At 34.4% G+C, this 12,655-nt stretch carries 9 protein-coding genes; 2 read left to right on the top strand and 7 right to left on the bottom strand.

Annotated elements, in window-relative coordinates:
- Positions 1-155: 155 nt before the first annotated feature.
- Together ccpA and EKG35_RS08810 are read right to left on the bottom strand one after the other, a co-directional pair.
- Positions 156-1,154: a catabolite control protein A gene (ccpA, locus tag EKG35_RS08805; protein WP_126294079.1), complete on the bottom strand. Its 999-nt coding sequence runs from the start codon at positions 1,152-1,154 to the stop codon at positions 156-158.
- Between the two features lie 134 nt (positions 1,155-1,288).
- Positions 1,289-2,374: a bifunctional 3-deoxy-7-phosphoheptulonate synthase/chorismate mutase gene (locus tag EKG35_RS08810; RefSeq protein WP_126294080.1), complete on the bottom strand. Its 1,086-nt coding sequence runs from the start codon at positions 2,372-2,374 to the stop codon at positions 1,289-1,291.
- Between the two features lie 209 nt (positions 2,375-2,583).
- Between EKG35_RS08810 and EKG35_RS08815 the strand changes: the two genes are divergently transcribed.
- Entirely contained in the window at positions 2,584-4,740 is a 2,157-nt protein-coding gene (locus tag EKG35_RS08815; RefSeq protein ID WP_126294081.1) for a cell division protein FtsA, read from the top strand.
- Between the two features lie 158 nt (positions 4,741-4,898).
- Positions 4,899-5,042: a YfhE family protein gene (locus EKG35_RS08820; RefSeq protein WP_126294082.1), complete on the top strand. Its 144-nt coding sequence runs from the start codon at positions 4,899-4,901 to the stop codon at positions 5,040-5,042.
- Between the two features lie 124 nt (positions 5,043-5,166).
- Here the strand turns inward: EKG35_RS08820 and EKG35_RS08825 are convergent, their stop codons facing one another.
- From EKG35_RS08825 to EKG35_RS21240, 5 genes are all read right to left on the bottom strand, one after another.
- On the bottom strand, positions 5,167-6,030 hold the full coding sequence (locus EKG35_RS08825; RefSeq protein ID WP_126294083.1) for an AraC family transcriptional regulator: 864 nt from the start codon (positions 6,028-6,030) through the stop codon (positions 5,167-5,169).
- A gap of 163 nt (positions 6,031-6,193) precedes the next feature.
- On the bottom strand, positions 6,194-6,652 hold the full coding sequence (locus EKG35_RS08830) for a YtxH domain-containing protein (protein WP_126294084.1): 459 nt from the start codon (positions 6,650-6,652) through the stop codon (positions 6,194-6,196).
- Between the two features lie 21 nt (positions 6,653-6,673).
- Positions 6,674-7,159, bottom strand: a complete 486-nt coding sequence (locus tag EKG35_RS08835) for a DUF948 domain-containing protein (RefSeq protein ID WP_126294085.1) — start codon at positions 7,157-7,159, stop codon at positions 6,674-6,676.
- A 92-nt stretch (positions 7,160-7,251) separates the two neighbouring features.
- Entirely contained in the window at positions 7,252-8,568 is a 1,317-nt protein-coding gene (gene murC / locus EKG35_RS08840) for a UDP-N-acetylmuramate--L-alanine ligase (protein WP_126294086.1), read from the bottom strand.
- Between the two features lie 368 nt (positions 8,569-8,936).
- The gene (locus tag EKG35_RS21240; protein ID WP_342774107.1) at positions 8,937-12,419 is read right to left on the bottom strand and encodes a DNA translocase FtsK; all 3,483 of its coding nucleotides are present in this window, start codon (positions 12,417-12,419) and stop codon (positions 8,937-8,939) included.
- Positions 12,420-12,655: the final 236 nt, after the last annotated feature.

The following is a 12,655-nucleotide window of genomic DNA, read 5'->3' on the forward strand; positions in this document are numbered from 1 at the left end:
AATATAATACTCGAAGAGTGTTTTTACCCCAAATAAGTCGGTTAAATACCCAATAATCTATTAAAATTACAAAAGACCTTCAGAATAAGCCCATTCTGAAGGTCTTTTGTCAACAACCTGAGATGCCGTTCTGAAATAGAACGGCATCTTACCAATTATTTCACCGATTTTCGTTTTTCAATACGGTGTGGAATAATAACAGATTGATTTTCTATCGTTTCTTTATTCATAATTTTCGTAAGTAGACGCATAGCAACTGCTCCAATATCATATAAAGGAAATACAACACTTGTTAATTGAGGACGCACCATACGAGCAAGCTTCGAGTTCTCAAAGCTAATCACTTCGATTTCTTCCGGGACATTTTTTCCATTATCCTGTGCTCCATGAATTATCCCAATTGCCAACTCATCACTTCCAGCAAAAAATGCAGTAGGCGGTTCATCAAGAGCACTCAACGTTTCCCATGCTTCAACCCCACTATCATAAGTTCCTTCATCTGAAACGATTAAGTTCTCATCAGTTGAAATATTTGCGTCTTCAAGTGCTTTTTTATAGCCTTCCAGCTTAAACTTTGAGTTAATTGTATTTTGTAGAGGACCTGATACAAACGCAATCCGTTTATGACCATTAGTGATTAACATTTGTACTGCCTCATATGACGCTTGGAAATAATCTATATTAACTGAAGCAAATTGATCTAACTCATCAACAGAACCTGCAAGTACAATTGGTACAGGAGAATGTTCCATCGACTGACGCAATTTAGGTGTAACGGCATCACTCATCATCACAATCCCATCAACTTGTTTACCAAGCATCGTATCGAGAAGGGATAATTCTTTTTCTTCATTTTGGTCTGAGTTCGCTAAAATAATATTATACCGATACATAGTCGCAATATCTTCTATGCCGCGAGCTGCTTCGGCATAAATATTATTAGAAATATCAGGAATGATAACGCCTACTGTTGTTGTTTTTTTGCTAGCTAAGCCACGAGCTACGGCATTTGGTCGATATTCTAAGCGCTCAATAACCTCAAGTACTTTTTTCCTCGTAGCTGGTTTTACGTTTTGGTTTCCGTTAACTACACGTGATACAGTCGCCATTGAAACATTCGCTTCACGTGCAACATCATAAATCGTTACAGTCAAAGGATACGCCTCCTTTTATTTCTATTGTTATGTTTAATCATACGACACTTCCCTTTTCATTTTCAACACAAAGCTTAGATTTAACAAACATGAAAAAATACCGACCAAAATATATTGGCCGGTACTTATAATTATTAAGCTTTAAATTCGTATTGTTTCATAAATTTTTGAATTTCTTCGTAGAAAGCATCAAATTGTGGAATATCCATTTGTTGTTGTGAATCAGACAATGCAACAGATGGATCTGGATGTACTTCTGCCATTACCCCGTCAGCTCCAATAGCAATTGCCGCCTTCGCACAAGGCAATAATAGATCACGACGACCAGTAGAATGAGTAACATCTACGAAAACTGGTAAATGTGTTTCTTGTTTTAAAATTGGAACTGCTGAAATATCTAACGTATTGCGTGTAGCTTTCTCATAAGTACGAATACCACGTTCGCAAAGCATAATGTTTTCATTACCTTTTGACATAATGTATTCAGCTGCATGAATAAACTCATCAATAGTTGCTGCTAATCCACGTTTTAGTAAAACCGGCTTATTCGTTGCACCTACTGCTTTTAATAATTCAAAGTTTTGCATGTTGCGTGCACCAATTTGAATGACATCAATGTAATCCAACGCCTCCTCAATGTGAGCAGGAGTTACAATTTCAGTTACAACAGCTAAACCGTATTCTTTTGAAATTTGTTTTAAAATTTTCAGCCCTTCTAGACCTAAACCTTGGAAATCGTATGGAGATGTACGAGGCTTGTAAGCACCGCCACGTATTAACTTTAATCCTTTAGATTGGATTGAAGCTGCTACCTTTGCTACTTGATCATATGATTCTACTGAACATGGACCAAATACAAATGTAGGTGTGCCTGAACCAATTTTTTCTCCATTAATCTCAATGACAGTATCTTCTGACTTTTTCTTACGAGATACTAACAATTCTTTTTTCTTATCTGCTTCTAATTGTTTTAAAGCAGTTTTAAAAATTTGTTTAAATATATAATCAACCGTCATTTGATTTAACGGGCCTTTATTATGTTCTTTTAATAAATTCAACATATGTCTTTCGCGTAGAGGATCGTATCGGTTAACACCTTGTTTTTCTTTAATTTTACCAATCTCATTTACTACTTCTGCTCTTTCGTTAATTAAACGTAGAATTTCTAGGTTTAATTCGTCAATCTGACTGCGAAGTGCTTCTAGATTTTGCTCACTCATTCCCTTTTCTCCTCTCACTGTACCCAACTCTTTCAGATTGCTGAAATGTATGATACATTTTAAAATAATAATCCTATTATAATCAAGAATATTCAAATTGTCACGCATTTTAATTTAGCGCTTCAACTCGCTAAAGCAAACCTTGTGAAAATGCTACTATTCTTCACTAAAATGAATTTAATAATATTTTATGAAAGGATGTGTTTTAAGTGAGTTCGAAATTATTTGCTTTAGATATCGGTACTCGTTCAGTAGTCGGTATCATTTTAGAAGAGCAGAACGAACATTTTCATGTCATTGATATTATCATGAAAGAACATAAAGAACGGGCAATGGTCGATGGACAAATACATAATGTTTTATATGTGGCAGATCTAATAAAAGAAATTAAGGCTGAATTAGAATTAAAACATGGGCCGTTAACTAAGGTTAGTGTAGCAGCAGCTGGACGAGCTTTAAAAACAGAGCAAGCAAGCATTACAGTTAATATTAAAAATCGCCCAATCTTTACTGAAGAGGATATTAGTCGACTAGAGCTGCAGGCAGTTCAGCAGGCTCAGCAACAACTGCTGCAACATAGGGAAGACGCAAGTTCAAATCATTATTACTGTGTTGGATACTCTGTACTGTACTATCGATTGGACGGAGAGGAAATTGGCAGTTTGCTTGATCAGCAAGGCAATGAAGCAACAGTTGAAGTAATAGCTACATTTTTACCACGTGTTGTTGTTGAATCACTTCTAGCAGCTTTAAAAAGAGCCGACTTAGAAATGGAAGCATTGACGCTTGAACCGATTGCTGCCATTAATGTACTAATTCCATCTTCTATGAGGCGATTAAATGTAGCGCTAGTTGATATCGGAGCCGGAACATCAGATATTGCTATAACGGATAAAGGTACAATTGTTGCATATGGAATGGTACCTACTGCTGGAGATGAAATAACAGAGGCTTTAAGTGATCATTTCTTATTAGATTTCCATATTGCTGAAAATGCTAAACGACAATTAGCAACGGAAGAATCAATATTAATTAAAGATATATTAGGCTTTGATCAGCTTTATCCAAAAAGTGAAGTATTAGATGCTATTCAGCCAGCTATTCGTGCATTAGCAGAAGCAATAAGTAATGAAATTCTAAGATTAAATAATCAAAATCCTCCTAAAGCAATTATGCTAGTCGGTGGAGGAAGTTTAACGCCTAATTTAACGAATGAAATAGCTACAATTTTACAGCTTCCTGCAAATCGTGTAGCAGTTCGTGGAATTGATGCAATTCAAAATTTAACAAAGGAAGATTCAATCCCTGCTACACCAGAGCTTGTAACACCTATAGGAATTGCGATTGCTGCAAAAAAGGCACCAATACAATATATGACCATTACTGTAAATGATCAAATTGTCCGGTTGTTTGAAATGAAGGAAATGACTGTTGCAGACGCATTTTTAGCCGCAAATATTCGAGCAAACCAGTTATATGGAAGGCCAGGACATGGAATATCAATAACAGTCAATGAACAAAATATTCTTATTCCAGGCGAACACGGTCAACCTGCAAGCATCCTTGTCAATGGAGAGATTGCTTCCACAAAAACAGAGATAAAGAATGGTGATGTGATTTCCTTAGTTGAAGGAAGAAACGGCAAAGATGCACAAGCAACAGTCCGCGACATTGTTGATAATGCAACAGTAAAAACCGTTACTGTTAATGAAACAAACTATACTATTGAGCCTACTATACATGTAAATGATAAAGCCGCTTCTCTAGATCAGGAATTAAAAGATTATGATCAAGTAAAAGTAGAGACCGTTGAAACCGTAGAAGAAGTATTAAAGCATATTAATCGATTTGATATTCTAAAAAAATTGCAGTCATTTTATATTTTAGTCGATGGGCAGCCTTTATTTTTGCCTGAGTATTCGGCGAAGATTTTTATTAATGGTAAACCTGGAAAACTACAGTATCCAATTAATGATGGAGATACGATTACAATCCAAGATACAACACTTCCAACAGTAGATACAGTAGTGAATAAATTAGATTTATTATTAGAAGATAAAATTGTTGTAACATTCCAAAATGAACAGGTGGAACTAAGAAAGGTCTGCAGAGAAGTGTTAATAAATGGCGTCGCTGCTCTACCGACAACTACTATTTCAAATGGAACTGCTATTCAAATTATAAATAAAGATACAAATCAATGGATTTTTCAAGATGTGTTTCGTTTTTCTAACTGGCAATTGCCATCGAATTTCAAAGGAAGTTTTACGATTTTAAAAAATGGTATTCCTTCATCATTTGATGCAGAAATCTTCGGTGGAGATTCATTAGAAATATTATTATCGGAAAATCCAGTTACAAGCTAAAAATCGAGAAATAAATATCACATCCTTACCAACAGAGGTACCCAAAAATAAAATTAAGGGTATCTCTTTTTAAAATTTTATTCGAATTTTAATAGATGGAATATCTAATGTTATAAAGGAAAAACTGATAAAGACTAAAAATGAGAGGAGTGTTTACAATGAAGGAACAAAAAAAGCCGCATGAGCAGTTAACAACAAAAGATAATGGATTGACATCGACGCAAGAAGTTTTATACCGAAAAGAATTCAAACGGGCTGATAAAGCAACCACAAAAAATAACGAAAATAAAAAGCTTTATTAGCGATAAGGTTGATTACTATCAAATTTAAAAAGACCAGTTAGATAATTACTAACTGGTCTAGTATTGTATAGAAAGTATTAACTGAAATCCCCTCAGTAAACAGAATAATCATCCAAGTTTATCGCTATTTTTTTCCTTTTATTGGCATCCATATTTCGCTATATACATTTTCCGAAGAATTATTGTACTTTGTAAAAGAAATCCCAGGTAAATCTGCAACTTCATAATCTGAAGAAGGCAACCATTCAGAATAAATTTTAGCGTGTGTTTCTTGAAGTGTAGCAGGAAACGGCCCTTGATTAGGGAAAATTGCCCACAAGCTTTCTTCAATAGAAATTTGCTCTAAATCATCGAATGTATTCTTTTTTGTCGTTGCAAAACCAATCATATGAGTTAAGTATCCTTTTTCTTCTAAAAAACCATCATCAAAATCATACGATACATTCAACACTTGATGAGGATATAAATCAGCTAACCTATGCATTTCATCCCTTTGTTGTCGTGTAATCGACTGAGCCAGTTCTATGATCGCATTATTTTCACCTTCGAATTGAATTGGCACTCTTTTCGATACGCCTACTATATTAAACTTTTCTTTCTTTTCAATTTTGAATTCCATTGATATTCCTCCTTTTACATCTATAAAGAACGTAAATTTAGGAAATGATTTTTGAATTTTGTTCTTAGCTACTTCTGAAGGCAAAAAACCGCTCCATTCACGAAAGGCTCTTGAAAATCCTTCTATAGATTGATAACCATATTCATAGGCAATGTCTGTCACTTTTGCTCCGTTAACTAATTCTTCATTTGCAACTGATAATCTTCTATTTTTGATATACTCTTTTAATGACATGCCAGCCATATAAGAAAACATTCTTTTAAAATGATAATCAGATATTCCTACAATTTTTGATATATCTTCTCCAGAGATTTCTTCCGTCAAATGTTTTTCAATGTAGTCCATTAAATTATTGAATTCTTTTAACATTCATTCCCCTCCTTTACAAATACATCTTATCGGTAAATTTTTTGATTTACTTGATATTTTATATACGGAATATATCGAAATTTGTTCACTAATAAATAATAAAAAGGCCGTTCCAAAATGTTGTTTTTGGGACGGTCCTTTATTTACATATTATTCTGTTTTATTAAATTGAAGATGGGCGTGAAATTTCTGCCATATCTACACCTTCATACGTCTCATCTTCCAATGGCTCTTCGCCTTCAGAAGATACTGTGCCATCGTCAAATACTGGCGGAACTTTTGTATTCTTCGTTTTTACTTTATCTACTAATTGAGTAGATTGTTCTTTAATTTGATTTGATAATTGTACAGTTTTTTCTTTTGCAGTCGATGAAAGTGTTACACTTTTATCTTTTAAATTTACTGCTTGTGTAGCTACATCACTGCGCAAATCTCTTCCTGTTTTCGGCGCCAGCAATAATCCAGCTGCTGCTCCTACAATTCCTCCAACTAAAGCACCAATCACAAAGTCTTTCATGTTCAATGTCTCCTCCTCGTATATTACTTCATGTTTCCCCGAACTTAGAGGTAAATTTGCTATTTCATTTTTTACTTCGTTAAAATTTGGCTTTTCCCCAGTCATAATACCCATCCCCTTAATTCTTTATTTTTTTCTTCTAAATTTCGAAGATTTTTTTACAATTTTTTCAGTAGCTTCATCAACATCATCTTGATCAATCGTTTTTCTTTGTTTCCATTTTTCAGCGATTTCAAGCGCTACATTACTCCATTGTACAACTTGTGCGATTTTTTCTTCATTTTTACTAACTTCAGATGAAATTGAAGTTGTAATTTGATTGATTGAATTGTTTAAACCATTAACGGATTCACCAATATTTTTTACAGCGTCTACAACAGAATTTAATTTTGCAGACTTTTGCGTAATATCCTCAGCTAATGTATTTGTTTTTTCTAAAAGTGAGGTTGTCTCACGAGTGATTCCTTCCATTTGCCCTTCAATTCCTGCTACTGTACCTGCCATACTGTTTAATGTATTTTTAAGTGAGAATAATGTCATTCCTACACTGATACATAGTACTAAAAATCCAATTGCTGCAATAAGTGCTGCGATGTATAATATTACTTCCATTATGATGAACCTCCTACGTCTGATAAATATTACTATTCGACAAAATTTTTAAAAATCCTTCTAGAGTTTGAAAAACAGCCTAAACTTAATGTTTAAGCTGTTTCTTCACTTTTTTTCAGTAAATCTTCAAAAGCATCTTGATACTTATGAACATCACCTGCACCCATAAATAAGAAAACAGCATTGTTGTATTGTTTTAGCAACTCAATGTTTTCAGTTTGAATAATACTACTTCCTTCAATTAACTTTCCTAAATCATCAATCGACAATGCGCCCTGTTTTTCACGAGCAGAGCCAAAAATATCACATAAATAAACAGCATCTGCTTTAGATAAACTATCAGCGAATTGTTGTAAAAATGCTTGTGTACGACTAAAAGTATGCGGTTGGAAAATCGCAACGATTGGTCGATCTGGGTATTTTTGACGTGCAGATTGAATTGTTGCCTTTATTTCTGTTGGATGATGCGCATAGTCATCAACAAGTACATTATTCCCAATTTTCGTCTCTGTAAAACGTCTTTTCACACCTGTATAAGTAGTTAACCGTTCTTGAATTACTTGTGCTGGAATATCCTCGTAATGACATAAAGAAATTACAGCTAATGAATTTAGTACTGCATGATCTCCAAACAGCGGGATGAAGAATTTACTATAAAATTCATTGCGTACATACACTTCGAACGATGTACCTTCAGTTGTTTTCTCGATATTTCTTGCAGAGAAATCATTGTTCTCACCAAAGCCATAGTAAACAACTGGAACATTCGCTTGAATTTTTTGTAAGTGCTCATCGTCGCCACATGCAATAATAGCTTTTTTAACTTGTAATGCTAATTGTTCAAATGCCGAAAATACATCTTCTACATCCGCAAAATAATCTGGATGATCAAAATCAATATTAAGCATTACTGCATAATCAGGTTGATATGCTAAGAAATGGCGTCGGTACTCGCATGCCTCCATAACGAAAAATGAAGCATCCTCCTTACCAGTACCTGTTCCGTCTCCTATTAAGTATGAAGTAGGCATATATCCACCAATTACATGGCTCATAAGACCTGTTGTTGAAGTTTTGCCATGTGCTCCTGTAATTGCTATAGAAGTATAATTTTTAATATATTCTCCTAAAAATTTGTGATATCGGATGATTTCCAGATCTAATTCTTTTGCACGCAATAGCTCTGGGTGGTCATCTGGAAAGGCATTTCCAGCTATAATGGTCATACCTGGCTGAATATTATTTTCGTCAAAAGGTAAAATTTTAATGTTTCGATCTCTTAATGGTTGTTCAGTAAAGAAATATGTTTCAACGTCGGATCCTTGAACTTGCTCACCCGAATCAAACAAAATTTGTGCAAGTGAACTCATACCTGATCCTTTAATTCCTGTAAAGTGATAAAATGTCATATTTGAACCTCCCGAGGTACTTGACCTCATTGAATAAACAATTGTTATTTTAGTTAGTTTGTGCCATATTTTAAAAACTTACCCCATTATAGCACTAATTTTATAAAACGATATATGAAGGATAACTAATATTTGCACATATATTCCTAATTTATCAAGCTTTTTTGTTATCCGATTAGAAAACTTGGCTAATTGCTCAGCATTATTGCTGATTAGCCTAGTTGCACTTATGCAGACAAGAGAGTTTTTTATTTTCTTATTTGCAAAAAAATGAGAGGGAGTGCCCCCTCCAACAAATTCAATATAGAATTTACTGCCAGAGAGTTGCGCAAAAGATAAGTTTTATCAAAAGCACAACTTTCCAAGCATTAATCAAACATTGAAGTTAAATCTGTGTCGGTAATAAAAACTTCTCTAGGTTTACTTCCTCTTTGCTCCGAAATAAATCCGTGACTTTCAAGCATGTCAATTAAGCGTGCTGCACGATTATAACCAATATGATATTTTCTTTGAATAGAAGAAGTAGATGCAGTCCCTTGTTCGTACACAAAACGGCAAACCTCTTCAAATAATTCATCTGTTTCTTCAATCATTTCAGTCTTTTTCAATAATTCATCTTGCTCAAAGAAGTAGTCAGGTTCTCCTTGCTCACGAATGTGCTCGATAATTTCCTCGATTTCGTCATCTGTAACAAATGTTCCTTGTAAACGGATTGGTGCACTCATTCCATTACCTAAATAAAGCATATCCCCTCTACCTAGCAGTCTCTCTGCACCCTGACTGTCTAAAATAGTGCGTGAATCAACTTGAGAAGAAACTGCAAAGGCAATTCTAGTTGGGATATTCGATTTAATTAGCCCTGTAATGACATCTACTGACGGGCGTTGGGTAGCAACGATTAAGTGAATACCACATGCTCTTGCTTTTTGAGCAATTCGACAAATCGCTTCTTCTACGTCAGCTGGAGACATCATCATTAAATCTGCAAGCTCATCAATCACGATTAAAATATAAGGTAATTTATGACCATACTCTCCGTTTTGTTCAGCTAACTTATTAAAACGTGGCAAGTCTCGTACACCAGCATGCGCAAACAATTGATAGCGACGTTCCATTTCTTCAACTGCCCATTTTAACGCAGCTGTAGCAGCCTTCACATCTGTTATAACCGGGCTGACTAAATGAGGAATATGATTAAATGGTGCGAGCTCGACCATTTTCGGATCAATAAGCATTAGTTTCAACTCATGAGGGTCCGCTTTATATAATAAACTTACTAAAATTGAATTAATACAAACAGATTTACCCGATCCAGTAGCCCCTGCAATAAGACCATGCGGCATTTTTCTCAAGTCAATTGTTACCGGTTTCCCTGTTAAATCAAGACCAAGCGCTGCTTCTAACGGTGATTCAGAATCTCTAAATGATTCACTGGATGTTACCTCAGACAATCGAACAGCACGCGAAATACGATTTGGGATTTCGATTCCGATAGAACTTTTCCCAGGGATCGGTGCTTGAATTCGAATATCCTTTGCAGCCAAAGCAAGTTTCAAATCATCTGCTAAATTGCGAATTTTACTTACCTTTGTACCATGACCTACCGTAATTTCAAATTGGGTAACAGCCGGCCCTTGCATAATTGATTCAACCTGCGCTGTTACTTGGAAGTAAGACAATGCTTCAACCAAAACATCCGCCTGGGACTCCATCCACTCACGATCTTCCGTTTTTTCCTCAGGAGGCGATAAAAAATCCAGTGAAGGTTTTTTGTATATTTTAGGTGATGCTTTTTCAATATTTTCTGTTACATTTAATTCACTTATTGTGTCTTCTTTCTCTTCTATATTCTCTAAAATCATTTTCTGTTCTGTGAACGCTGCATCTGTACTTGAATGATGATCTATCATTTCTTGATTGTTTACTTCAGTTGTTTGTTCAATAACAGTTTTTGAAACTACATGAGGTGAGTGCCTAGAAATTTCTTTAATATCATCATTATGTTGCTGCATTTCTTTTTGTGCTAATTTGGCTGCATATTTTTCTTTATCGGATTTTAGCATTAATACGTTAAAAGGCAGCTTACTCCCTTTTGGTTGCTCGCTTTTCTCTAAATTTTCATCCAGCGGTTCAATTATTTTTTTTTCTTCTTCATATTTTTCCAAAGTTGTTACATCAGAAAAGTCAGACTCAGTTTCTTCAGTAATATTTTTTGATTGTTCTGTTAAATCGCCAACCGATTCAGGAGCTTCGACTACTTCTTCGGCCAATATCGGAATTTCTTCGGCGTTTTCGTAAATCACGTTGTTTAAAACAACTGGTTTTTGTTCATCTTCTCTATCAATATCTATGAAACTATTACTTAAATATTGCTCGAAAATTTGCTTATTTACTTCCATATTTTCAGCTTGGGGATTTTGAATTTCACCTAGCTCCTCAGCGATTTCAACTGTATGAATAAATTCCTCGCCAACTTGAATCATTTCATCTATACTTGCTATTTCTTTTGTTGTTTTTTCCATTTCAATAGAACCAACTATTTCTTCAGTTTTTTCTAGTTCAACTCGTTCTAATGTTTCTTCAGTTGCTTGAACCATCTCACTTGGTTCTGTTTTTTCTTCTGCTTCGATTTCAATTGTACTCGTAGTTTCTTCTGCAGCTTGAATTGTTTCAACCGAACTTGCCATTCCCACTGCTTCTTGAGATATTTCAACTGATCTTGCTTTTTCTTCAGTTGCTTGAATCGCTTCAACCGAACTCAGCATTTCCTCTGCTTCTTGAACTGTTTCAACTGATCTTGCTTTTTCTTCAGTTGCTTGAATCGCTTCAACCGAACTTAGCATTTCCTCTGCTTCTTGAACTGTTTCAACTGATCTTGCTTTTTCTTCAGTTGCTTGAATCGCTTCAACCGAACTTAGCATTTCCTCTGTTGTTTGAATCGCTTCAACCGAACTTGCCATTTCTTCTGCAGCTTGGGCTATTTCAAATGTACTCGCTTTTTCTGCTATTTGAATTGTTTCAACTGTACTCGTAATTTCTTCAGCTAATTGAACTGTTTCAACTGATTCTGCTATTTTCCCGCGCGAATTTATCGTTTCAATCGAATTGTTCGTACTCTCTAATGATTGAAAGCTTTCCGTTAAACTAGGTGCACTGATGTTATTTTTTAATTGAACATTTTCAGTTGATGCCTCAATATCATTCTCTTCTTCGTAGTACTTCGTAATTTGTTGTTTATCATGATTCTGCTTTTTTTCTAACAGGTCACCAATGTTACTCGGCTTTTTATAGCCATAAACAGGAGAAGGTACATCCGTTGGAATGAATCTTCGTTTACTTTCCTGTGGGTTATTTGCAGTTTTTACTCGAATAGGCTGCTGTTGTTTGATAACTTCTTTTATTATCCGCTCTTCACTTCTTGGCTTTTCAACTTTTCGAATTTTCGTTGCATTTTGATTTAATACATTGGAATAGCCTTTAATTCGCTGACGTTTTTCTAAAAGCTCTTTAATCCCAGAAACCTCAACATCATACACTTTAGATATCGCATTTGGTTGATAAAAATTTTTAGGTCTATCGATTGGATTTTCAACGATTCTATCATTTGGAAATTGCTTCTTGTTTATTTCACTAGAAGCTTGGACAGTTTTTGTTGAATCTAATTCATCATCTGCAATAAGTGGAAAACGAAAACTTGACCTTTTTGTATAATTTTGTTGTTCAACTATATGGTTTTCATTTATATAAGAATTTGAGTTTTCTTCCTCATAATTTAAATCATCGTAATAATTTTCATCATCTTCTATTTCATTATCAAATAATTTATTTAATTGTTTTTTAAACCAATTCAATATACTCACTCTTTTCTATGGACATAGCTTTTATATTATAATGTAATTATATGTATATAGGTATCTTAAATTAACCTGATTTAGTCATTTCATCTATTAATTTTACAGCTTTATACTTTAAAATTTAACGATTTTTATAAGATATTTTATATCAAAATCATATCATAAATAGATTGCAATTTTATAACAATGGTGAGACATTTAGTTAAAATTAAAACCACCAGTAATATCACTGG

The organism is Lysinibacillus telephonicus (assembly GCF_003966145.1).
Lineage (GTDB): Bacteria > Bacillota > Bacilli > Bacillales_A > Planococcaceae > Ureibacillus > Ureibacillus telephonicus.

Excerpts from the sequence above, each read along its gene's own strand:
- EKG35_RS08825 (WP_126294083.1), bottom strand. The coding sequence starts at position 6,030 with ATGTTAAAAGAATTCAATAATTTAATGGACTACATTGAAAAACATTTG.
- EKG35_RS08830 (WP_126294084.1), bottom strand. The coding sequence starts at position 6,652 with ATGACTGGGGAAAAGCCAAATTTTAACGAAGTAAAAAATGAAATAGCA.
- EKG35_RS08820 (WP_126294082.1), top strand. The coding sequence starts at position 4,899 with ATGAAGGAACAAAAAAAGCCGCATGAGCAGTTAACAACAAAAGATAAT.
- murC (WP_126294086.1), bottom strand. The coding sequence starts at position 8,568 with ATGACATTTTATCACTTTACAGGAATTAAAGGATCAGGTATGAGTTCA.
- EKG35_RS08835 (WP_126294085.1), bottom strand. The coding sequence starts at position 7,159 with ATGGAAGTAATATTATACATCGCAGCACTTATTGCAGCAATTGGATTT.
- EKG35_RS08810 (WP_126294080.1), bottom strand. The coding sequence starts at position 2,374 with ATGAGTGAGCAAAATCTAGAAGCACTTCGCAGTCAGATTGACGAATTA.